19 protein-coding genes are annotated in these 21,856 nt (G+C 66.5%); 13 read left to right on the forward strand and 6 right to left on the reverse strand.

All coding sequences use genetic code 11. The features are described 5' to 3' along the window. Positions 1 to 75 precede the first annotated feature (75 nt). The 8 genes from B215_RS0111245 (at position 76) to B215_RS0111280 (ending at position 9,461) form a co-directional block, all read left to right on the forward strand. The gene (locus B215_RS0111245) at positions 76 to 801 is read left to right on the forward strand and encodes a response regulator (RefSeq protein WP_019369744.1); all 726 of its coding nucleotides are present in this window, start codon (positions 76 to 78) and stop codon (positions 799 to 801) included. Further along, positions 798 to 2,126 (forward strand): ATP-binding protein, encoded by a 1,329-nt coding sequence (locus B215_RS0111250; protein ID WP_019369745.1) that lies wholly within the window; start codon positions 798 to 800, stop codon positions 2,124 to 2,126. The genes B215_RS0111245 and B215_RS0111250 overlap by 4 nt, the downstream gene beginning before the upstream one ends. Positions 2,127 to 2,233: 107 nt before the next feature. Beyond that, a complete protein-coding gene (locus B215_RS0111255; RefSeq protein ID WP_019369746.1) occupies positions 2,234 to 3,328 on the forward strand; it encodes a Gfo/Idh/MocA family protein in 1,095 nt (364 codons plus the stop codon). Next, positions 3,325 to 5,559, forward strand: coding sequence for a glycoside hydrolase family 3 N-terminal domain-containing protein (locus tag B215_RS0111260; RefSeq protein ID WP_019369747.1), 2,235 nt, complete (start codon positions 3,325 to 3,327; stop codon positions 5,557 to 5,559). The genes B215_RS0111255 and B215_RS0111260 overlap by 4 nt, the downstream gene beginning before the upstream one ends. Then, positions 5,556 to 6,902 carry a GntT/GntP/DsdX family permease gene (locus tag B215_RS0111265; protein ID WP_236704437.1) on the forward strand — a complete coding sequence of 449 codons (1,347 nt, stop codon included), beginning with the start codon at positions 5,556 to 5,558 and terminating at the stop codon, positions 6,900 to 6,902. Before B215_RS0111260 ends, B215_RS0111265 begins: the two co-directional genes overlap by 4 nt. Positions 6,903 to 6,915: 13 nt before the next feature. Beyond that, positions 6,916 to 7,968, forward strand: a complete 1,053-nt coding sequence (locus tag B215_RS0111270; RefSeq protein ID WP_019369749.1) for an SMP-30/gluconolactonase/LRE family protein — start codon at positions 6,916 to 6,918, stop codon at positions 7,966 to 7,968. Between the two features lie 30 nt (positions 7,969 to 7,998). Continuing rightward, positions 7,999 to 8,736, forward strand: a complete 738-nt coding sequence (locus B215_RS0111275; RefSeq protein ID WP_026009178.1) for an NUDIX hydrolase — start codon at positions 7,999 to 8,001, stop codon at positions 8,734 to 8,736. Continuing rightward, complete coding sequence (locus tag B215_RS0111280) at positions 8,733 to 9,461, forward strand: extensin-like domain-containing protein (RefSeq protein WP_019369751.1); 729 nt, start codon at positions 8,733 to 8,735, stop codon at positions 9,459 to 9,461. Before B215_RS0111275 ends, B215_RS0111280 begins: the two co-directional genes overlap by 4 nt. Before the next feature lie 6 nt (positions 9,462 to 9,467). Here B215_RS0111280 and B215_RS0111285 read toward each other — a convergent pair whose 3' ends face one another. Beyond that, positions 9,468 to 10,019 (reverse strand): hypothetical protein, encoded by a 552-nt coding sequence (locus B215_RS0111285; protein WP_019369752.1) that lies wholly within the window; start codon positions 10,017 to 10,019, stop codon positions 9,468 to 9,470. Positions 10,020 to 10,435: 416 nt separating this feature from the next. Between B215_RS0111285 and B215_RS0111290 the strand changes: the two genes are divergently transcribed. Then, complete coding sequence (locus tag B215_RS0111290) at positions 10,436 to 10,963, forward strand: CHAP domain-containing protein (protein ID WP_019369753.1); 528 nt, start codon at positions 10,436 to 10,438, stop codon at positions 10,961 to 10,963. Between the two features lie 6 nt (positions 10,964 to 10,969). Here the strand turns inward: B215_RS0111290 and msrB are convergent, their stop codons facing one another. From msrB to B215_RS0111305, 3 genes are all read right to left on the reverse strand, one after another. Next, positions 10,970 to 11,461 carry a peptide-methionine (R)-S-oxide reductase MsrB gene (gene msrB / locus B215_RS0111295; RefSeq protein WP_019369754.1) on the reverse strand — a complete coding sequence of 164 codons (492 nt, stop codon included), beginning with the start codon at positions 11,459 to 11,461 and terminating at the stop codon, positions 10,970 to 10,972. A gap of 88 nt (positions 11,462 to 11,549) precedes the next feature. Then, entirely contained in the window at positions 11,550 to 12,767 is a 1,218-nt protein-coding gene (locus B215_RS0111300) for an ABC transporter permease (protein WP_019369755.1), read from the reverse strand. Beyond that, positions 12,764 to 13,693 carry an ABC transporter ATP-binding protein gene (locus B215_RS0111305; RefSeq protein WP_019369756.1) on the reverse strand — a complete coding sequence of 310 codons (930 nt, stop codon included), beginning with the start codon at positions 13,691 to 13,693 and terminating at the stop codon, positions 12,764 to 12,766. The genes B215_RS0111300 and B215_RS0111305 overlap by 4 nt, the downstream gene beginning before the upstream one ends. Before the next feature lie 43 nt (positions 13,694 to 13,736). Here B215_RS0111305 and queG point away from each other — a divergent pair, with 43 nt between their 5' ends. From queG to B215_RS0111325, 4 genes are all read left to right on the forward strand, one after another. Next, a complete protein-coding gene (queG, locus tag B215_RS0111310; protein ID WP_026009179.1) occupies positions 13,737 to 14,855 on the forward strand; it encodes a tRNA epoxyqueuosine(34) reductase QueG in 1,119 nt (372 codons plus the stop codon). A 67-nt stretch (positions 14,856 to 14,922) separates the two neighbouring features. Beyond that, on the forward strand, positions 14,923 to 16,341 hold the full coding sequence (locus B215_RS0111315; RefSeq protein ID WP_019369758.1) for an amino acid permease: 1,419 nt from the start codon (positions 14,923 to 14,925) through the stop codon (positions 16,339 to 16,341). Then, positions 16,338 to 17,204, forward strand: coding sequence for an S-methyl-5'-thioadenosine phosphorylase (mtnP, locus tag B215_RS0111320; protein WP_019369759.1), 867 nt, complete (start codon positions 16,338 to 16,340; stop codon positions 17,202 to 17,204). Before B215_RS0111315 ends, mtnP begins: the two co-directional genes overlap by 4 nt. Beyond that, positions 17,204 to 17,683, forward strand: a complete 480-nt coding sequence (locus tag B215_RS0111325) for an FKBP-type peptidyl-prolyl cis-trans isomerase (protein ID WP_019369760.1) — start codon at positions 17,204 to 17,206, stop codon at positions 17,681 to 17,683. The genes mtnP and B215_RS0111325 overlap by 1 nt, the downstream gene beginning before the upstream one ends. 63 nt (positions 17,684 to 17,746) lie before the next feature. Here the strand turns inward: B215_RS0111325 and B215_RS0111330 are convergent, their stop codons facing one another. Together B215_RS0111330 and acnA are read right to left on the reverse strand one after the other, a co-directional pair. Then, positions 17,747 to 18,922, reverse strand: a complete 1,176-nt coding sequence (locus tag B215_RS0111330; RefSeq protein WP_019369761.1) for an NF038122 family metalloprotease — start codon at positions 18,920 to 18,922, stop codon at positions 17,747 to 17,749. A gap of 259 nt (positions 18,923 to 19,181) precedes the next feature. Next, positions 19,182 to 21,854, reverse strand: a complete 2,673-nt coding sequence (gene acnA, locus B215_RS0111335; RefSeq protein WP_019369762.1) for an aconitate hydratase AcnA — start codon at positions 21,852 to 21,854, stop codon at positions 19,182 to 19,184. Between the last annotated feature and the right edge of the window lie 2 nt (positions 21,855 to 21,856).

Genomic DNA, 21,856 nt, shown 5'->3' on the forward strand with positions numbered 1-21,856 from the left:
AATTGAACCCCGGCGCTTCAAGGTTCATAGGGAGCGCAATGCGGGGGCGTATCAGAAGTGTAAGGCAGCGTAATCATGCTCGCAACCCAAGCCGCCATTGACGACCCCGCCACCCTGCTGGTGGTGGATGACGACCGCGACATCCGCCTGCTGCTCGCCAACAGCTTGGGTGCGCGCGGATATCGCGTCGAAACCGCGTCGAACGCGCGCGACATGGATCAGATTCTCGAAACAACGCCGGTCGATCTCGTGATCCTCGACGTGATGATGCCGGGCGAGGACGGGCTCTCCGCCTGCCGCCGCATCGCCACGCCCGACGGCCCGGACGTGATCCTGCTGAGCGCGCTGGGCGAGGAACAGGATCGCATTCTCGGGCTGGAGGTGGGGGCGAGCCATTATCTGCCCAAGCCGTGCAGCCCGCGCGAGATCCTTGCGACGGTGCGTGCCGCGCTGCGCAAGCGCGGCACCGCGCCCACCTCGCCGAGCGGCGATGTTTACAGCTTCGAAGGCTGGCGTATCGATCTGGGCAGCCATGAACTGTTCGATCCGCAGGGAGTGCTGGTGGGCCTTACCGACGGCGAATTCGCCGTGCTGCGCGTGTTCATCGAACGGCCGCGCCGGGTGCTGTCGCGCGAGGCGCTGCTCGCGGCCGCGCGCGGGCCGGATTCCGATGCCTATGATCGCGCCATCGACGTGCAGGTCAGTCGCCTGCGCCGCAAGCTGCGCGCCGGCGGCGACGAGATCATTCGTACGGTGCGCAACGAAGGCTATCTGTTCGTGCCGCGCGTCCTGCGCGCGTGAGCCAGGGGACTGCGGCGCGTTCGCCGCTGTTCCTGCGCATTTTCCTGCGGATGCTCGCCTGTGTCGGCGTCGTCCAGCTGCTCAATCTCGGCTTGTTGTTCGCCATTCAGCTGCCGCGGGCGAAGCTCTACACGGTCGGCCATGTCGCGCAGGCGATGCACCACCCGGAAGCGCCGCCGGATGGCTTCGGGGTCAACATCGTCGCGGATGTCCGCCCGCAACCCTGGAACCCGCGAATCGAGCGAACCCAGCTGGCGCTCGCCACCGCGCTGGGCGTCGCACCCGATCGCGTCATCTTCCGGTTTCCACCCGGCTTTCTGCAACGCCAGCCGGTCTATGATCGCTCCAGCGTGCCGCGAACGCCGCCGCCGGCGAGTCGCGCCGCCGCGCAGGATGTGGTGATCGCCGGCCCGTTCGAAGCGTCGCTGCGCCTGCCCGATGGGCGTTGGCGGACGGTTTCCACGCGCGAGGGGCTGGAGCCCTGGCGCTTGCTCTTCCTTGCCTGGCTGGCGCTATCTGCCGTTGCAGTCGCGCCCTTTGCCTGGGCGCTGGCGCAGCGCTTCGCGCGGCCGATCGGCGCCTTTGCGGCGGCGGCGGAACGGCTCGGCCGCGATCCGCGTGCGCCGCCGATCGAACTCGACGGCCCCGCCGAAATCGCAGAGGCCGCACGCGCCTTCAACGACATGCAGGCGCGGCTGAATCGCTATGTCGACGACCGCGCCACGATGATCGCTGCCGTCGCCCACGATATGCGGACGCCGCTGATGCGGCTCGGTTTGCGCATCGAGGATGCGGAGCCGGGCATACGGGCCGCCTGCGAAAACGATATTCGTGAAATGCAGGCGATGCTTTCGGCGGTGATGGCCTATGTCCGCGAAACCAGCCGGATCGGCATGCGACGCACGCTCGACCTGCGCTCGCTGGCCGAAACGGTGGTGGACGAGGCTGCGGATCGCGGCGCGGCGGTGACGCTGGCGCCCGGCGATCCGCTGGTGATCGAAGGCGATCCGGTCGCGCTGAAGGCGATGCTCGCCAACCTTGTTGGCAATGCGGTCAAATATGCCGGTGCAGCCGACGTGGCGTTGCTGGTCGCCGAGGAAGCGGTGATCCATGTCGCCGATCGCGGCCCCGGCATCCCCGATGCGGATATCGAGCGCGTGTTCGATCCCTTCTTCCGTGGAGAGCGTTCGCGCAATCGCGACACGGGCGGCATGGGGCTGGGCCTGGCAAGCGCACGCGCCACGGCACGGGCGCATGGCGGCGACATCGTGCTTGAAAACCGCGCCGGCGGTGGATTGATCGCAACGGTGACGCTGCCGCACTAGGGCGCCGCGCGAATCTACGACCTCGACTTGCTGGTTCGCCGCCAACTTTGTTGATAACGCTACCGAATGTACGGCGGGCAAGCGCCGCGACGAGGAGGAGCAGGATCATGGGAACGCGACGCGACGTGCTCGGCGGGATCGGCGCGGGCGTGCTGGCGAGCACGCTGGGCGGTTCGGCCTGGGCGCAGGGCAAGCGCAAGCTCGGCTATGCCGTGGTCGGCCTGGGCAGCTACGCCACCAATCAGATCATGCCGCGGATCAAGGACTGCGAATTTGCCGAGCTGAAGGCGCTGGTCAGCGGCACGCCGGCCAAGCTCGAGAAGTACGGCGCGCAGTACGGCATCCCCAAGACGCACTGGTACAGCTACCAAGATTACGATCGGATACGCGACAATCCGGATATCGACCTTGTCTACGTCATCCTGCCCAACAGCCTGCATGCGGAATATTCGATCCGCGCCAGCCAGGCCGGCAAGCATGTGCTGTGTGAGAAGCCGATGGCGACCTCGGTCGCGGAATGCCAGGCGATGATCGCCGCGGCGAAAAAGGCCGGCAAGAAGCTGATGATCGGCTATCGCAGCCGGTTCGAGCCGCACAATCTGAAGGCGATCGAAACGGTGCGCTCCGGCGCGCTGGGCAAGCCGACGCTGATCTTCGCCGAGCATGGTTTTCCGATTTCGCCCAACCAGTGGCGATTGGACAAGCCGATGTCGGGCGGCGGATCGATGATGGATATCGGCATCTACAGCCTGAACGCTGCCCGCTATCTCGCCGGTGAGGAGCCCATCGCGGTAAGCGCGATGGAGTTCACCGATCGCAGCGATCCACGCTTCAAGACGGTGGAAGACCGGATCGACTGGCAGTTTCGCTTTCCCAGCGGCCTGATCGCCAATTGCGTGTCGAGCTATAGTTCGGCGCACAATGCGTATCGCGTCACCGGCAGCAAGGGGTGGGTCGGGCTCGAGCCCGCCACCTCCTATCAGGGGCAGGAGATGTGGACGCGGATCGGCGGCAAGCGCGAGCAACTGGTGTTGCCCCAGCCGCCGAAGAACCAGTTCGTCGGCCAGCTCGATCACCTGGCCGAGTGCGCCATCTCCGGTCGCGAACCGATCGTCTCGGGCGAGGAGGGCTTGCGCGACATTCGGCTGATCGAAGCGATTTACCGCTCGGCCCGCGAACAGCGCACGATCACGCTGGCATGAAGCGTCGGGACGTGTTGGCGGCGGGTGCGGTGCTTGCCGCATCTGCCTGGACTCCGCTCGCCCGCGCCGCTCGGCCGCTGGCTGCCGATCACCGCGCTCGCATCCAGGCGCTGATCGGGCAGATGACGCTCGCCGAAAAGGTCGGGCAGATGAACCAGATCGCGGGCGGGCGGCAGAAATCGCTCAACTCTAAGCTCGACGCGGCGATGCTCGATCGGGTGCGCAAGGGCGAAATGGGCTCGTTCCTCCACGTCGCGGGTGCGGAGCCGCTCCGCGACTTGCAACGCGTCGCAGTGGAGGAATCGCGGCTCAAGATTCCGCTCTTGTTCGCGATGGACGTGATCCATGGCTATCGCACCATCCTGCCGGTTCCCCTGGCATTGGCGGCGAGCTGGGATCCCAAGGTCGCCGAGCAGGCGGCGCGGATCGCGGCGGAAGAGGCTTGGGCGGCGGGGCTGCACTGGACCTTCACGCCGATGGTCGATGTCGCGCGCGATCCCCGCTGGGGTCGGGTGGTCGAAGGCGCGGGAGAGGACGCTTATCTCGGCAGCCGCATCGCCGAAGCGCAGGTCGCCGGTTTCCAGGGTGCGGATCTCGCCAAGGGCGTGCGAATGATGGCCTGCGCCAAGCATTTCGTCGGCTATGGCGCGGCGAGCGGCGGGCGCGATTATGACAGCGCTGACATTGGTCCGCGCACCCTCAACGAGGTCTATCTTCCACCCTTCCACGCCGCGGCGCGGGCGGGGGCCGGCAGTTTCATGACCGCGTTCAACGATCTCGACGGCGTGCCGATGACTGCTCATGCCGATCTGGTGCGCGGCTTCCTGCGCGCGCGCTGGAACTATCAAGGTCTGGTGGTGAGCGATTGGAACGCCATCCGCGAACTGGTCAATCACGGCATCGCTGCCGATGCGCGCGAAGCGGCGGTGCTGGCGCTCAAGGCTGGGGTGGACATGGACATGGCGAGCGGCAGCTACGCCACCTACCTTGCCGAAGCCGCCACGGCCGATCCGGGCCTCGTGCCGCTGATCGACGAAGCGGTTGGGCGCATCCTTGCTGCCAAGGCGCGGCTGGGTCTGTTCGACGATCCCTATGGTTTCGGCGATCCGGCGCGCGACAAGGCGCCGCTGCGGCGTACGGAAGCGCGTGATCTTGCGCGGCGCTCGGTGGTGCTGCTGCGCAACGAAGGCGCGGTCCTCCCGCTCAAGCCGGATGCCAAGCTTGCGCTGATCGGCGCCCTGGCCGACGACGCCTCCTCGGCGATCGGATCGTGGCGCGCGCGCGGGCAGGCGGCCGACGCGGTAACGCTCAAGACCGCGCTGGCCGGCGCAGAGTATCAGCCCGGTGCCGACATCGCGGCGGCGGTCGAAGCGGCAAAGCGCGCCGACGTGGTGCTCGTCGCAATCGGTGAGGATTTCGATCGTACCGGCGAAGCGCGCAGCTATGCCGATATCGGTCTTCCCGGCACGCAAGGCGCGTTGCTGGAGGCGCTCAAGGCGACGGCCAAGCCGATCGTCGCAATTCTGATGGGCGGCCGGCCGCTCGCGCTCGAACGCGAATTGACCGGTGTGCCAGCGGTTTTGCAGACTTGGCTACTGGGCGTCGAGAGCGGGCCGGCGATAGCGGAAATCCTTTCCGGCAAGGCCGCGCCCGGTGGTCGTCTTCCCATCGGCATGCCGCGCAAGACCGGCCAGTCGCCGCAAAGCTATGCGCATCTGCCAACCGGCCGCCCGGCGAACCCGGATCTTGCAGTCGATAGCGCGCGCTATCACGATACCGACATCGGGCCGCTCTTCGCCTTCGGCCACGGTCTCAGCTATGGCGACATCGCATATGGCCCGCTGACGCTCAGTGCGGAGACGCTGGCGCCGGGCGGTCGCGTCACTGCCTCGGTGCAGGTCACCAATCGTGGCACATCGGCGGCGGAGGAGGTGGTACAGCTCTACGCGAACGATCCGGTCGCCGCGGTGTCGCGGCCGGTGGCGGAACTGCGCGGCTTTGCGCGCGTGCCGCTGAAGCCGGGGCAGAGCCGCACCGTGCGCTTCACCCTCACGCCCGAACAGTTCGCCTTCTGGCGTGACGGCACATGGATCGTCGAAGCCGGCGAGATACGGCTGATGGTCGGCGCTTCCTCGGCCGATTTGCGCGGGGAGGCGAAGTTCCACATCGCGGCAGGTTCGGAGGGGCAGGTGCCCGCGGCCTCGCTCGCTACCAAGGTGGAGATCGCATGATGGGCGAGCCCTGGAATACGCTGGCGATCGTCACCGCCAGCATCGCGGCGGTCATCCTGCTGGTGTTGCGGCTGAAGCTGCAGCCCTTCGTGGCGCTGCTGCTGGTGGCGCTGATAACCGGCCTTGTCTTCGGCAACGATCCGCAGGCGGTGATCGCGGCGATCCGCAAGGGCACCGGCGAGGCGCTTGGCTTCGTCGCGGTGGTGATCGGCCTCGGCGCCGTGCTGGGCGGGATGCTTGAAGCCTCGGGCGGCGTCCAGGCGATCGCGCGGCGGCTGCTGGACCTGTTCGGGGAAAAGCGCGTCCCCTGGGCGCTCACTGCAATCGGTATCGTCGTCGGCATTCCGCTCTTCTTCGACGTCGCCTTCATCATCCTGGCGCCGCTGCTCACCACGCTGGCGGTACGCGCCGAGCGGCGCGTCACCTATTTCGCGCTCCCGCTGCTCGCCGGCCTGATGACGATGCACGCGCTGCTGCCGCCGCATCCGGGGCCGGTGGCGGTCGCCGAACTGCTCCAGACCGATTATGGCCGCATGGCGCTCTATGGCCTGATCTGCGGTATCCCCTCCGCGATCCTTGCCGGCCCGGTCTTCGCCAAGCTGGCGCATGGCGCGCCGGGCTATGGTACGATCGGCGCTCCGCCAATGCTCGACGAAGGCGCGCCGCAGACGCACGCGGTGGGGTTCTTGCCGGCGCTCGCGGCCATGCTCCTGCCCTTGGCCCTCATCCTGACCGGCACGGTGGCCGGCGAGACGATGGCGCCGGGGCTTGCGCGTTCGACGCTGGTGTTCCTTGGGCACCCCTTCACCGCACTGGTGATCGCGGTGATCGGCGCGATGCTGTGGCTGCGCCTGGTGGCGGGCGCCGGCTTCGAAACGCTGTCGAAGATCAGCACCCGCGCGCTTGAACCGGCGGGCCTGATGGTCCTCATCATCGGCGCAGGCGCAGCGTACAAGGAAGTGCTGATTCAGTCGGGCGCGGGTCAGCAGATCACCCAGGCGGTGACCGCGGCCCAGGTTTCGATCCCGGTCTTCGCCTTCCTCCTCTCCGCCTTCGTTCGGGTGGCGCAGGGCTCGGCAACCGTCGCCATGGTCACCGCCGCCGGCCTGGCCGCCCCGCTGATCGGGGCGGCGGGGCTCAGCCCGGACCGGATCGCGCTGGTCACCGTCGCGATCGGATCGGGCGCGACGATCGCAAGCCATGTCAACGACACGGGCTTCTGGCTGGTGAAGCAATATCTCGGGCTCACCGAGGCACAGACCTTTCGCAGCTGGACGCTTGGTGCCACCATTGCGGGACTGACCAGTTTCGCCATGGCGCTGCTGCTATGGCCGTTCGTCTGAGGGGATCCTGACCATGCTCGCCACCACCCGCCGCACCCTGCTCGGCGGCCTTGCCGCATTGCCGCTGCTGCCGGGGATCGCGCGCGGCGCGGGGGCGGGGACGATTACCCGGCTTGATCCCGAACTCGATACGCTGCTCGACATCCAGTCGCCGCTTGAGGTGATTGCGGGCGGCATTCAATGGGCGGAAGGGCCGGTATGGATCCGCGACGGCGCGGTGACCGGCGGCGCATCGGGGGGCGCGAGCGCGTTTGATCGCAGCTATCTGCTTTTCTCCGATCCGCCGGCCAACATCGCCTATCGGTGGGACGGCCGCGAAACCAAGCCGTTCCTCGTCCCCTCGGGGCTGGCGGGTCCCATTCCCGCGGGCGTGCGCGAGGCGGGGTCGAACGGCATGATCCAGGGCCGCAAGGGCGAACTGCTGATCGCTGACAGCGGCACCCGCGCGATCGCCGCGGTTGACCTTGAGACCAAGGAAAAGACCATCCTCGCCGGTCGGTATCAGGGCAAGCGGTTCAACAGCTGCAACGATCTGGTGCAGGCGAAAAACGGCGCCATCTACTTCACCGATCCGCCCTATGGCTTCACCGAGGGGGACAAATCGCCGATGAAGGAATTGCCTTTCAACGGCGTATATCGGCTCGATCCGAACGGCACCGTTCACCTGATCGATTCGAAGCTCACCCGGCCCAACGGCATCGGCCTCTCTCCGGACCAGCGGACACTTTACGTTTCGGTTTCCGATGATGCTACCCCCTACACCTGGGCATACCCCCTAGGCGATGACGGCTTGGCGACGGGGCGGCGGATGTTTCTTGATCATAGCGCCGGAACCGCGGCGGGGCTGGAGGGCCATGCCGATGGGATGAAGGTGGCAGCCAGCGGCCATCTCTACGCCAGCGGCCCCGGCGGCATACACGTCGTCGCGCCGGATGGCCGCCGGCTAGGCCTGATCTCCACCGGCAAGAAGGCGGCAAACTGCTGCTTTGGCGAGGACGGCAAGACGTTGTTCATCGCCTCCAGCGACGAGATATTCCGCCTGCGCCTGCGCGCCTCCGGCTGGTAACCCCACGGCAGGCGGCGTAAAGGCGGCGCTATGTCCCCCGTCGCCGAACCCATTCCCGCCGCCACCGTCGTGGTGATGCGCGATCGGGCCGGCGGGCCTCCCGAATTGCTGATGGTCGAACGATCGCGAGCGATGGCGTTCGCGGGTGGCGCGCTCGTGTTTCCGGGGGGGCGGGTCGACCCCGGCGATCATCTCTTCACGCATGCCTATCCCGATGCCGCTGCGCGGGTCGCTGCGATTCGCGAGACGATCGAGGAAGCCGGTGTCGCGCTCGGCATTGATGACAAAGCGGATCGGCTGAAAGAACTTCGAGCCGCGCTTTATGGCGGTGCCCCGTTCGCCCAGCTGCTCGAAGCGGCGGGGCTGACGCTCGATCTGGACGTGCTGGTGCCCTTTGCGCGCTGGCTACCGCACGGCCTGCCGCACCGCGTGTTCGACACCCTTTTCTATCTGGCGCGATCACCCGAAGGCGCGGAGCCGCGGGTCGATGGCAACGAGAATGTGCGGCTGTTCTGGATCACCGCGCAAGGCGCGCTCGATCTGGCGGATCGCGGTGATGCGATGCTGATCTACCCCACGCGCCGCAATCTGGAACGCCTGGCGCTCTTCGACGGTTTCGAATCGGCGATGGCCCATGCCCGCGCCTTTCCCATCGAGCCGATCACGCCGCGCGTCCAAACGCGAGGCGGCATCGACTATCTCTGCATTCCTGAGGGGCTCGGCTATCCGATCACCGCCGAGCGATTGGATCGCGCGGTGCGTGCGTGAGGGCCCTGAAACAGGCCATCTGGGTGGTGATCTTGTTCCTGCTGATCGCAGGCGTCGCGCTGGTGCTGCTGACGCTGGCGCGTAGCCGGCCGCAGGACGTGCCCTGGACCCCGCTCGATCTTGGCCAGCCTATCGGCGCCTTTACCGGCCGCAAGCTGGCGGGACTGGGCGAGGATTTCGGCCAATGCCAGGCGCTGCTCACTCGGGCGGGCGTGCGCTATGACAGGCTGGCGCCGGTCACTCGGCAGGATCAATGCGGCTATAGCAACGGCGTGCGGTTCATGCCGGGCGGCGCGCGGACGATCGGCTTCAGCCCGGCGCTCGGCACCGCCTGTCCGGTGGCGGCGGGGCTGGCTCTGTGGGAGTGGAACATCGTCCAACCCGAAGGGCAGAAGCATTTCGGCTCGCGGGTTGCGCGGATCGAACATTTCGGCAGCTATTCGTGCCGCCGCATGTATGGTCGCAGCAGCGGCGACTGGAGCGAACATGCCCGCGCCAATGCGGTGGACATTGCGGCCTTCGTGCTGGCGGACGGGCGGCGCATCAGCGTTCTGAACGACTGGGAAGGCGAAGGCGAGAAGCCCGCGTTTCTGCGGGCGGTGCGGGACGGAGCCTGCCGACTGTTCGCGACCGTGCTGTCACCCGAATACAATGCCGCGCACCGCGACCACCTCCATCTCGACCAGGCTGCGCGGGGAGAGATGGGGTGGCGTGCGTGCCGCTGAGGAAGTTCAGTTCGGCAGCGCGTTGGTGTCGATCTTTTCCACCCATTGCGGGAAGAAGCTCGGCTGGCGGTTCGACCAGCCCGATGCGGTCGCCGCGGCTTCGCTGATCGACTGGAGCAGCTTGCGGCGCAGATCCGGATGGAGGTGCGGCAGTGCCGATGCCGAGCAGAAGGCCGCCGGCAGCCAAGGCCGCACTTCCGCGCCGAGAAGCCGCTCGTAGAGAAAGCGATAGGCCGAGAAGCTGGTCAACCGACCCTGGCCGAGATCGAATGCCGAAAGCGTCACCAGCGGCGCCATGAACGGTTCGATCGCGTTCAGGTCGCTGTCGTTCGGCAACATCGCGCGGATATCGGAAAGGCGTTCATAGATGCGGGCCTGCGCCCGAATGCTGGCGGCCTCCACCACGTCGCGCGACCAGCGCGATAGCGCGTCGTCCCGCTCCAGTCCCACGTCCAGCGAACGGCGAACATAGCGCTGGGTCGCTGCGGTGAAGCCCGCGAATTCCTTCATTTCCGCCAGCGTCATCGCACCTTCGGCCGGTTTCGCTCGTGCAGCCATTTCGATTCTCCCGCTCGGTTCCTTCTAGCCCCGTGGAAGAGGATCATGCTCCGGACTGGTTAACGCAGAGCTTAATGACCCCCTCCGTATCCCCACGAACATTGGAACCTAAAATGTGCTGCGACGCAACATCGGTTTGCGACGAATGGATGACACTAGGGAAACATCCTTAGGTTACTGATTTAATGTCGTATTTTCCCGTAGGCCGGTGGGCCGGGCTGCAAATCGGCAAACGGTTGCACGCGGCGGGGCAGGGTAGACTCGAACTTGGTTCCCGACGTTCATAAACCGTTCAGCGCACCTCGTCTGCGCATTACAACGGTTCGTCGGATCGGCGTGCCGCAGGGCTGTACGGGCGTCCTATAGTTTGGCTAGCAACCCTCAACCACTTCCTTTCCTGACCGGGGGGTCCAAAGATGTTCACTCGTTTCGCAGCGCGTTTTGCGCTGATGGCGGCGTGCGCCCTGATGACTGTCGTACCCGCGCAGGCAAAGGGGACCTTCTGGCAGTGCGTCACGTTCGCGCGTCAGGCCTCCGGCGTCGAATTGCGCGGCAATGCCTGGACCTGGTGGAACCAGGCGGAAGGTCGTTATCAGCGCGGCGAAACCCCTGCCGTCGGCGCGGTCATGTCGTTCCAGCGCACCGCGCGGATGCCGATGGGCCATGTTGCGATGGTTTCCGAAGTGATCAGCGCACGCGAAGTGCTGCTTACCCACGCCAATTGGTCGCGTCCCGGCGCGGTCGAGCGCGACGTGCGCGCAATCGACGTGTCGCCCAATGGCGACTGGAGCGAAGTGCGCGTGTGGTACGGCCCGGTCGCCGGCCTGGGCACGTCGGTCTATCCGGTCAACGGCTTCATCTATCCGGGCGCTGCGCCGTCGAACGACTGGGCGAACGTGCAGGTCGCCTCGCTGGTCCTGCCGACGCTGGTCGCTACCAACTGATGCCCATCACGCGCGCGCCGTGAAGCGCAGCGCGACCCCGTTCATGCAATAGCGCTTGCCCGTCGGCCGCGGGCCATCGTCGAACACATGGCCCAAATGCCCGCCGCAGCGTCGGCACAGCACTTCGGTCCGCTCCATCCCCAGGCTGCGATCGCTCCGCGTCACCACTGCGCCGCGAAGCGGAGCATAGAAGCTCGGCCAGCCGGTGCCGCTATCGAATTTGGTCGCCGCATCGAACAGCGGTAGCGCGCAGCCGGCGCAGCCGAACACGCCCTTACGGTGCTCCTTGTTCAGTGGGCTGGTGAAGGGATATTCGGTCCCGCCATGTCGCAGCACATTATAGGCGGCCGGGGTCAGCTTCTTCTTCCATTCCGCATCGCTCAGCTTGAACGGAAAATCCGGCAGCGGCGCGGCCGGCGCGCTGCCGCAGGCGAACAGCGGCAGCGCCATGGCGGTGGCTCCGGCGGCGGCAAGCAACTGGCGGCGATCGATCGACATGGCAAACCTCATCGGGAATGGTCCTCGATATAGGTTCGGTGCCGGCAGCTGAAAGGTTGCAGGCGTCCGCCGAAACAAGGTGCACTCTTCAGGTCGTCGCCTTGCGACGCCGCTTCGGCCCGCCGGATTTCAGCACGCCGCGGCGGAACAGCCGCGCGGCGATGCCCAGCGTGATCGCCACCCACAGGGCCTGCCAAGCAAAGCCTAGCAAATGCGGCCACAGAGTCGGCACGGCCGCCGCCCGCGCCACCATCGCCATTGGCGAACTGAACGGCACGATGGCTGCCACAATGGCGACCCAGCTCTGCGGATTGCCTGCGGCATAGGAGGCGAGGCCGAACATCGCGAACTGGAAAATCGTGATCGGCAGCGACAGCATCTGGATCTCGCGCTGCGTAGAAGCGAGGGATCCGACTCCCAGGAACACCGCGCTCTGCAGCAGATACGACATAACGAAATAGCCGACGAACAGCAGCGGAAACAGCGGCCCGACCGCTACGCCCAGTTGCGAGACGAAGCCTGCCACATCGCCCGGCAGCAATCGCGGCAGGTTGGCCACGAGCGCGCCCCAGAAGCCCACGAACAGCAGCGCCGACCCGAACGCGCCCAGCAGCTTGCCGAAGAACACGCTTTCCAGCGGGACGGCGGCGGCGAGCACTTCGATCACCTTGTTCGAACGCTCCTCTGCCATCGCGCCCACCGCTTGGCCCGACAGCATCAGCGTGAGGAAGAAGATGCCGAAGGTCGCGAAATAGGCTGTCTGACCCTTTCCGCTTTCGCTGGGCACCGCGCGCCCGATCGTCTCGAACCGGGGCGTACTGGCGGCACCGGCATCGCCCGCCCGCTCGGCGCGGACGACTTGCAGCGCCAACACGGCGAGGTAGCGGCCCTCGGCCTTGGCGCCAACGCGCTGCAGGATGGTAGGACGGTCCATCGGCCCGTAGAGAATGGCCGCAGGCTCGATCGCGGGATCGTCGAACAGCGCGCGGGCCTGGCGGGCACGATCGCCCGCCAGCGTGTCGACGCGCAGGACAGGGCGGACATCGGCGCGCGTGAAAACCCGGCGCAGCTCCCGATCGACAGCGACAATCCGTGCTTTCTGGTCCTCGGGCGCGATCACCACCAGGCGCTGCCGCGCCTCGCCGGCATTGGTCGCGGTCGATGCGCTCAGGCTACCGATCACGCCGAACCCGATCATCAAGAGCGGACTGAGCAGGAACAGCAGGAAGGTAGGGGTCATCACCGTCGCGGTGATGTCGCGCCGGGCGATCGTCAGCGCCTGACGGAGGAAGCGGGCGGCGCTCATGCTTCGGCCTCCATCTGGGTCCCGGCCAGGGCGTCGGCGCCGACGATCCGCACAAAGGCGTCGTGCAAACCGGGGCGCTCGATCGACAGGCCGGAAATGCCGTGTCCTGCCTCGATCAGCCGCACCAGCAGCGACTCGATGCCGGATTCTGGCACAGTGAAGCGCCAGCTGCCTTCTTCATGGACCGCATCCGGCGGCAGCATCGCGGCGATGCCGGGGCCGTCTTCGCGCGGGGCATAGCGTGCGCGTGCGGGCAGCAGCGCGCGCGCCGTGTCCACCGTGCCTTCGAAACGGACCTTGCCCCCGGCGATGATCGAGATGCGTTCGCACAGCCGTTCGGCATGTGCCATGACATGGGTCGAAAACAGGATGGTCGCGCCACGATCGCGCTGGGCGCGGATCAACTGCTCCAGCCGTTCCTGGTTGACCGGGTCGAGTCCGGAAAAGGGTTCGTCCAGCACCAGCAGATCGGGTTCGTGCACCACCGATCCCAGCAGCTGGACAAGTTGCGCCATCCCTTTGGAAAGCTTGCGGATCTTGTCGTCGGCGGCATGCCCCAGCCCGGCGCTCTCCAGCAGCTCGCGCGCACGCTTGCGGCCGGTGGACCAGGGCAGGCCGCGCAGCGCGCCCATGAAGGCGATCGCCTCGCGGCACTTCATGTTGGGATAGAGCCCGCGTTCCTCCGGCAGATAGCCGACCCGATCGCTCATTTCGCGCGGACGCGGATTGCCGAGCAGCGTCCGTTCCCCGTCATCGGGCTCGATGATGCCGAGCAGCATGCGCAGGCTGGTGGTCTTGCCCGCGCCATTGGGGCCTAGCACGCCGTAGATCAGCCCGCGCGGAACGGCGATGTCCACGCCACCAACTGCGACCCGATCCCCGAACCGCTTGACCAGTCCGGAAGCGCTGACGGCCAGATCGCTCACTTTCGCCTCCCCCACGGTTCGCCAAACGTGGTAGCGGGTGCCGGTGCGACAAGACAAGCCCATCGAAGTGCTGTTGAAGGCAAAGGCGGCGGAAATCGGCTTCGCCGCCTGTGGCATCGCGGATGCCGATGCCGCGCCGCGCACCGCCGAGCGCCTGCGCGCCTGGCTGGACGAAGGCGCGCATGGCGACATGCTGTGGATGGAGGAACGCGCCGAACAGCGCGGCAGCCCGCGTGGGCTGTGGCCGGCGGTGCGATCGGTGATCGCACTGGGCATGAGCTATGCGCCCGCCGCCGATCCGCTGGCGCTGGCGGGCGAGGGTGAGGTGGGACGCATCTCCGTCTATGCCCAGGGTGCCGACTATCACGATGTCGTCAAGCGGCGGCTGAAGGAATTGGCGCGCTGGCTGGTGGAGGCGGCGCCGGGTGCGGATGTGAAGGTGTTCGTCGATACCGCGCCGGTGATGGAAAAGCCGCTATCGGAAGCGGCCGGACTAGGCTGGCAGGGCAAGCATACCAATCTCGTTAGCCGCAGCCACGGCAGCTGGCTGTTTCTGGGTGCGATCTATACTACGCTGGCATTGGCCCCCGATGGTCCAGGCCGGGGCGGCTGTGGAAGCTGCGATGCATGCCAGGCTGCCTGCCCCACCGATGCCTTTCCGGCGCCCTATCGCATCGATGCGCGGCGCTGCATTTCTTATCTCACCATTGAGAACAAGGGACCGATACCGCGCGAGTTCCGCGCCGGTATCGGCAACCGCATCTATGGCTGCGACGATTGTCTGGCGGTGTGCCCTTGGAACAAGTTCGCTGCGGCGGCACAGGCGAACCTGGCGTTCCATCCTCGCGCCGAATTGACGGTGCCTTATCTCGCAGACCTTCTGGCGTTGGACGATGCGGCCTTCCGTCAGGTATTCGCCGGATCGCCGATCAAGCGGATCGGTCGCGATCGGATGCTGCGCAATTGCCTGATCGCGGCAGGAAACAGTGGCAGCGCCCGGTTGCTGCCGCCGGTCGTGGCGCTGCTCGATGATCCGGCACCGGTCGTGCGCGGCGCGGCGGCATGGGCGTTGGCTCAGCTCGATCCGGCACTATGGGCGGCGGAGCGTAGCGCCCGGATGGCCGCCGAAGCCGATGCGGACGTGCTCGCCGAATGGGCCTGAACGCCGGCGTGCTTGCCCCGACGGCGGGCAACGTTATCACCGAGCGACCAGAACCAGGGGAGGAAGCGTGGCAAGTCTGTTCCGTCTGAAATCGATCACCTCGGCGGAGGATCAGCCGCATGCGCATCGCCTGGCGCGTACGCTCGGCTGGTATCATCTGGTAGCGCTCGGCGTCGGTGCGATCGTCGGCACCGGCATCCTTACCCTGATCGGTGTCGGGGCCGATCGTGCCGGCCCGGCGGTGATTCTCTCCTTCGTCGTCGCGGGGGCGATCTGCGCCTGCGCCGCACTGGCGTATGCCGAGCTGGCGACGAGCATCCCCACCTCCGGCAGCGCCTATACCTATAGTTACGTCGCGCTGGGCGAGATCGTCGCGTGGGTAGTCGGCTGGAGCCTGCTCGCCGAATATACGCTGGTGGTCGCCACCGTCGCGGTCGGCTGGTCGGGCTATGCGACGCCCTTCCTGCTCGGCATGGGCGTCCCACCGGAGTTGACCCACGGCCCGCAGATCGTCGCGGGGCAGGTCGCCGCCTGGGGCGTCAACGTGCCTGCGCTCTTCGTCGTCTGGCTGGTCGCCGGGTTGCTGATCCTCGGCACCCGCGAGAGCGCGACGCTCAACGCCATCCTTGTCGTCGTGAAGCTGATCGCCCTGGCCGTGTTCGTCGCGGTCGCGTTGCCCTATTTCGATGCGGCCAATTTCGATCCCTTTGCCCCCTTCGGCTTCGCCAAGCAGTCGAGCGGCGGGGTAGAGCGCGGCATGATGGCCGCCGCGGCGATCATCTTCTTCGCCTTTTACGGCTTCGATGCGATCTCCACCGCCGCCGAGGAAGCCAAGAACCCCGGCCGCGACCTTGCGATCGGCATCGTCGGATCGATGGTGGTTTGCGTCGCGATCTACATGGTCGTGGCACTCGCCGCGGTGGGGGCGCTCCCCTACACGCGCTTCGCCGCCAGCCCCGAGCCGCTCGCGCTGATCCTGCGCGAGGTCGGCCAGCCGGGCGTCGCCAAGTTCCTGGCGCTCAGCGCAATCGTCGCGCTGCCGACGGTGATCCTGGGCTTCCTGTTCGGCCAGAGCCGCATCTTCTTCGTAATGGCGCGCGACGGGCTGCTGCCCAAGAGCCTCGCCAAGGTCTCGCGCCGCGGCTCGCCGGTGCGGATCACGTTGTTCACCGCCGCCGTGGTGAGCTTTTTCGCCGCCTTCCTGCCGATCGACGAGATTGCCGCGCTCGCCAATGCCGGTACGCTCACTGCCTTCGCGGCGGTCGGCCTGTGCCTGCTGGTGCTCCGCCGCCGCGCGCCCGATCTCGCCCGCCCGTTCCGTACCCCCGCCGCCTGGGTGGTGGGCCTCGGCGCGATCTTCGGCTGCCTCTACCTCTTCCTCAGCCTGCCGACTCAGACGCAACTCTGGTTCGGCGGCTGGAACCTCTTGGGTCTCGTCGTCTATTTCGCCTATGCCCGCCGCAACGCAGCAAAGGGTGACGCATGAGCGGTTGGACGATCGGAATCATCGGCGGTTCGGGCCTCTACGATGTCGAGGGCATCGAGGGCGGCGAATGGGTGGAGGTGGCGAGCCCCTGGGGCCAGCCGTCCGACGCCTGCTTCGTCGGCCATGTCGGGCATGTGAAGGTGGTGTTCCTGCCGCGCCACGGTCGTGGCCACCGAATCAGTCCCTCGGACCTCAACGTGCCGGCCAATATCGACGTGCTGAAGCGGCTGGGTGTCACCGACGTGCTTGCCGTCTCGTCGGTCGGCTCGCTCGCCGAGGAGCGCGCACCGGGCACCTTCACCATCGCCGACCAGTTTATCGACCGCACCAAGGGCCGCACGCCCAGCTTCTTCGGCACCGGCATGGTCGCCCATGTCTCGATGGCCGATCCGGTTTGTCCGCGCCTCTCCGCGCTGGCGGCGGCGGCGGCGCAGGCGGCGGGTGCCGTCACCCATGTCGGCGGCACCTATCTGGCGATGGAAGGCCCGCAATTCTCGACCCGGGCCGAGAGCCATCTCTACCGCAGCTGGGACTGCCATATCATCGGCATGACCGCGATGCCCGAGGCCAAGCTCGCCCGCGAGGCGGAGCTGCCTTATGCGCTGGTCGGCATGGTGACCGATTATGACTGCTGGCGCGAGGGCGAGGAGGCGGTCGACGTGGCGCAGGTGATCGCCCAGCTTTCCAGCAATGCCGAGAAGGCGCGGCGGATGGTGATGCACCTGCTGCGCAACCTGCCGGAGGAGCGCACCCCTTCGCCGATCGACACCTGCCTCGACACGGCGCTGATCACTGCACCCTCGGCGCGCGATCCGCAGCTTCTGGCGAAGCTCGACGCCGTTGCCGGCCGGGCGCTCGGCTGATGGCGCGGCATCTTTTCGCCGCGGGCGCGCTGCTGCTTGCCACCCCCGCCATCGCGCAGGAAGCGGCTCCCGATCCATCGCAGGATCTGCGCTGGCAGAGCGCCCAGTCGCTCGCGCTGGCCAGCCGCGGCTCTGCTCAGGGTTGGCGCGTCCTGGAAGGTGGGCTGCGCTGGCGCCGCGTGAAGGGCGACGGGTCGGGGCCGCATCCGGCGGTCAGTGACATGGTGACGCTGCACTATGCCGGCACCTTCGTCGACGGCAGCGAATTCGACAGCTCCTATGGCGGCCCGCCCGCGCGATTCCCGCTCGATCGGCTGATCCGTGCCTGGCAGGTGGCGGTGCCGCTGATGGGCGTGGGGGACACGATCGAAATCGCCGTGCCGGCGGAGCTTGGCTATGGCTTTCGTGGCAAGGGGCCGATCCCCGGTGGCGCGACGCTGCTGTTCAAGATTGAACTGCTCGGTATCGGCGACAGCTGAGACGAATACGGCCCCGCTCCGGATCGGAACGGGGCCGCCTTCTTCCGTTCGGACGCGCTTGCCTCAGGCGTAACGGACCTGCACCTTGCGGGTACGATAGCGCATCGCACCGCCGATCGCGCCAAAGCCCAGGATCAGCATCATCCAGCTTGCGGGTTCGGGCACGGGACCACCGGCGAAGTAGGAAGCGTACACATCGCTGGTCGTCACCTTGTACCCGCTATTGGCCAGCACATCGACGTTCACGTTCCAGCCGATGGCATCGAACAGCGCCAGGTCGGCTGCGGTGATCTCGTCCACGAAGCCGTCGCAGGTATAGGGGTTCATCACGCCGACATAGCCGGTGCAGGTGCCCGGCGCCTTCCAGTGGGAAGCCTGCCAGCCGTCGCCGTTATTCTCGCCGGTCGAGAAATACGCATCGCCCTGGAACACGGTGGCACCGCCGTCGATCGAGAAATATGCTGGCTGGTCGAACGCCCAGTTCAGTTGGCCGTCGCCGGTGTACCGGAACATGTCGGAGGCGTAGGCCCACCAATAATTGTCCGTTTGGAACCCCGTGCCGACGGAATAGTCGAAATCGTCGGCGCCGCTCAGAAAGCCCAGCGCATGGCCCATTTCGTGGATCGCCACGCCGATGAAGTCATAGGCGTTGGTGGTGATGCCGTCCGTCGGATCGAAGTCGAACGCGAAGTCACTTGAGAACAGGATCCGGCCGTCTGTCGCCGCAGCTTGACCGGTAAGGGCTTGCCAGTTCGATGAAGCCACCGCGATGGTGTTGCTGATTTCCATGCCATCGGGCGTCAGGCGCGTGCCAGTCGCCGCCACACCATTTCCGCTGGCCGGCAGGGCATATTGCGGAACGATCGCCTGTACGCTGCCGGTAGCGCTCAGCGGCTGCAGGTTCGCAACGGCGATAGCGTCCAGCGCACTGTTCCCGCCGGATGCCAGCGCGTTGTAATAGTCGGCAATCGGAACATAGGTGTAGAGTGCAGTGGAAGTTCCCCCCAGGACGTTGGGACCCAGCGATGAAAAGCCGACGTCGAAATGCAGCGTCACATTGCTGGTAAGAACGCTCTCCCAATAGCTCGCCGCGATCTGGAAACCGAGTTCGGCCGGCGATCCGGTAACACCGCCAATATCGTTGAGAACAATCTTCGTTTGCGCAGATGCAGGCGCAGCGATGTTGCAAGCAAGCGCCATTGCGCTGCCAACCAGCAGCTTCACAATATTCGATTTCATTCGAACCCCCCTATTGGTCGAAGATGGATGTCGATCACTGCCCAAGGTTAATCAACATTAACCAAGGTGCTGGAGGGACTGCCTGCCGTCAAGAAGATTTGTGCGGGGCACAAGCAACAGGCGGTGTTCGATGCCGCCAAATTGGACATATCGCTGGAAAAGCTGGTGCGTAGCAGCGAAGTAAACAGATCAATCGCGCACAAAAAAAGGGCCGGCGGCATGCCCTTTCAGGCATGCCGCCGGCCCATTGCAAGACGAATCAGGCTGCGAGTTTGCGCAGCACGTAGTGGAGGATGCCGCCGTTAAGGAAATATTCCAGCTCGTTGACGGTATCGATCCGGCAACGGGTGAGGAAGGTTTCCGACGAGCCGTCCGCACGGGTGAGCTTCACTTCCACGTCCTGGCGCGGGCGCAGGCCCGCGACGCCGGTGATGGTGAAGGTCTCGGTGCCGTCCAGCTTCAGCGTTTCGCGGGTCACGCCCTCGGCGAACTGCAGCGGCAGCACGCCCATGCCGACCAGGTTCGAACGGTGGATGCGCTCGAAGCTCTCGGTGATGACCGCGCGCACGCCGAGCAGGTTGGTGCCCTTCGCCGCCCAGTCGCGCGACGAGCCGGTGCCATATTCCTTGCCCGCGACGATGACGAGCGCGGTGCCGTCCGCCTTGTGGCGCATCGCGGCGTCGTAGATCGGCATCACTTCGCCGGCGTACTTGGTCATGCCGCCTTCGACACCCGGCACCATCTCGTTCTTGATGCGGATGTTGGCGAAGGTGCCGCGAACCATGACCTCGTCGTTGCCGCGGCGCGCGCCGTAGCTGTTGAAGTCCTTCTTGGCGACCTGGTGCGACTGGAGGAACGCACCGGCGGGGCTGTCCGCCTTGATGCTGCCGGCCGGCGAGATGTGATCGGTGGTGATCGAATCGCCCAGGATCGCCAGCGGCTTGGCGTCGACGATGTCCTGCACCGGCGCCGGCGTCATCGACATGCCCTCGAAATAGGGCGGGTTGTGGATGTAGGTGGAGCTGGTCGGCCAGCTATACGTATCCGAACCGGTGACGGTGATGCCCTGCCAGTGGCGATCGCCCAGATAGACGTTGCCATAGCGCGAGCGGAACATGTCGTCGTCGATATTCGCGGCGATCAGGCCCTGGATTTCCTCGTTCGAGGGCCAGATGTCCTTCAGGAAGACCGGGCCGTTGGTGCCCTCGCCGATCGGCGTCTCGTACATGTCCTCGGTCACCGTGCCCTTCAGCGCATAGGCGACGACCAGCGGCGGCGAGGCGAGGAAGTTGGCGCGGACGTCCGGCGAGACGCGGCCCTCGAAGTTGCGGTTGCCCGACAGCACCGAGGCGGCGACGATGTCGTTGCCGTTGATCGCCTGGCTGATCGGCTCGGCGAGCGGACCCGAGTTGCCGATGCAGGTGGTGCAGCCATAGCCGACCAGGTTGAAGCCGATCGCGTCGAGGTCCTCGGACAGGCCTGCCTTGTTGAGGTAATCGGTGACCACCTGCGAACCCGGCGCCAGCGAGGTCTTCACCCACGGCTTGCGGGTGAGGCCCAGCGCGCGCGCCTTGCGGGCGACGAGGCCGGCGGCGATCAGCACCGACGGATTCGAGGTGTTGGTGCAGCTGGTGATCGCGGCGATCACCACGTCGCCGTCGCCGATGTCATGGTCGCGGCCTTCGACGCTCACGCGCGCCGGCTGCTCCTTCTTGTACACCTTGGTCAGGTCGCCGTTGAACACTTCGTCGACGCTGTCGAGGCTGACGCGGTCCTGCGGACGCTTGGGGCCGGCGAGCGACGGCCGGACCGTCGACATGTCGAGCTCGAGCGTGTCGGTGAATACCGGCTCGGGGCCACCCACGTCGTGCCACATGCCCTGCGCCTTGGCATAGGCCTCCACCAGCGCCACGGTCTCGTCCGGACGGCCGGTGAGGCGCATGTAATCGAGCGTCTTGTCGTCGATCGGGAAGAAGCCGCAGGTCGCGCCATATTCCGGCGCCATGTTGGCGATGGTCGCGCGGTCGGCGAGCGTCATCGAATGCAGGCCGGGGCCGTAGAACTCGACGAAGCGGCCGACGACGCCCTTGGCGCGCAGCATCTGCGTGACGGTGAGCACCAGATCGGTCGCGGTGATGCCCTCGGGCAGCGCGCCGGTCAGCTTGAAGCCGACGACTTCGGGGATCAGCATCGACACCGGCTGGCCGAGCATCGCGGCTTCCGCCTCAATGCCGCCCACGCCCCAGCCGAGCACGCCCAGGCCGTTGACCATCGTGGTGTGGCTGTCGGTGCCGACCAGCGTGTCGGGGTATGCGATCGTCGCGCCATCGGGGGCCACCGACGACCAGATCGACTGGGCGATATATTCCAGGTTCACCTGGTGGCAGATGCCGGTGCCCGGCGGGACCACCGAGAAATTGTTGAGCGCCTTGGAGCCCCACTTGAGGAACTCGTAGCGCTCGGCATTGCGCTCATATTCGAGCTTGACGTTGTCGTCGAACGCCTGGGGCGTGCCGAACTCGTCGACCATCACCGAGTGGTCGATCACGAGGTGCACCGGCACCAGCGGGTTGATCTTGGCCGCGTCGCCGCCGAGCTTGGTGATCGCGTCGCGCATCGCGGCCAGGTCGACCACGCAGGGCACGCCGGTGAAATCCTGCATCAGCACGCGTGCCGGGCGATACTGGATCTCCCGGCTGGGCGCCTTGGGGTTCTTCTGCCAGTCGACGATCGCCTGGGCATCCTCGGGCGTGACGGTCACGCCGTCGTCGAAGCGGAGCATGTTCTCCAGCAGCACCTTCATCGAGAAGGGCAGGCGGCTGATGTCGCCGAGCTTCTCCGCCGCCTTGGGAAGCGAGTAGAAGCTGTAGGTCTTGCCGGAGACGGTGAGCGAGTCACGCGTGCCGAGCGTATCGTTGCCGATGGCGGTCATGA

This window comes from Sphingomonas sp. ATCC 31555, from assembly GCF_000282895.1.
In the GTDB taxonomy this organism is placed as follows: Bacteria; Pseudomonadota; Alphaproteobacteria; order Sphingomonadales; family Sphingomonadaceae; genus Sphingomonas.

Bases quoted from the DNA above. Each gene is read 5' to 3' on its own strand.
- B215_RS0111270 (WP_019369749.1), top strand. From the start codon at position 6,916: ATGCTCGCCACCACCCGCCGCACCCTGCTCGGCGGCCTTGCCGCATTG.
- B215_RS0111285 (WP_019369752.1), bottom strand. From the start codon at position 10,019: ATGGCTGCACGAGCGAAACCGGCCGAAGGTGCGATGACGCTGGCGGAA.
- mtnP (WP_019369759.1), top strand. From the start codon at position 16,338: ATGAGCGGTTGGACGATCGGAATCATCGGCGGTTCGGGCCTCTACGAT.
- B215_RS0111265 (WP_236704437.1), top strand. From the start codon at position 5,556: ATGATGGGCGAGCCCTGGAATACGCTGGCGATCGTCACCGCCAGCATC.
- acnA (WP_019369762.1), bottom strand. From the start codon at position 21,854: ATGACCGCCATCGGCAACGATACGCTCGGCACGCGTGACTCGCTCACC.
- B215_RS0111330 (WP_019369761.1), bottom strand. From the start codon at position 18,922: ATGAAATCGAATATTGTGAAGCTGCTGGTTGGCAGCGCAATGGCGCTT.
- B215_RS0111275 (WP_026009178.1), top strand. From the start codon at position 7,999: ATGTCCCCCGTCGCCGAACCCATTCCCGCCGCCACCGTCGTGGTGATG.
- B215_RS0111245 (WP_019369744.1), top strand. From the start codon at position 76: ATGCTCGCAACCCAAGCCGCCATTGACGACCCCGCCACCCTGCTGGTG.
- B215_RS0111325 (WP_019369760.1), top strand. From the start codon at position 17,204: ATGGCGCGGCATCTTTTCGCCGCGGGCGCGCTGCTGCTTGCCACCCCC.
- B215_RS0111255 (WP_019369746.1), top strand. From the start codon at position 2,234: ATGGGAACGCGACGCGACGTGCTCGGCGGGATCGGCGCGGGCGTGCTG.
- msrB (WP_019369754.1), bottom strand. From the start codon at position 11,461: ATGTCGATCGATCGCCGCCAGTTGCTTGCCGCCGCCGGAGCCACCGCC.
- B215_RS0111300 (WP_019369755.1), bottom strand. From the start codon at position 12,767: ATGAGCGCCGCCCGCTTCCTCCGTCAGGCGCTGACGATCGCCCGGCGC.
- B215_RS0111290 (WP_019369753.1), top strand. From the start codon at position 10,436: ATGTTCACTCGTTTCGCAGCGCGTTTTGCGCTGATGGCGGCGTGCGCC.
- B215_RS0111260 (WP_019369747.1), top strand. From the start codon at position 3,325: ATGAAGCGTCGGGACGTGTTGGCGGCGGGTGCGGTGCTTGCCGCATCT.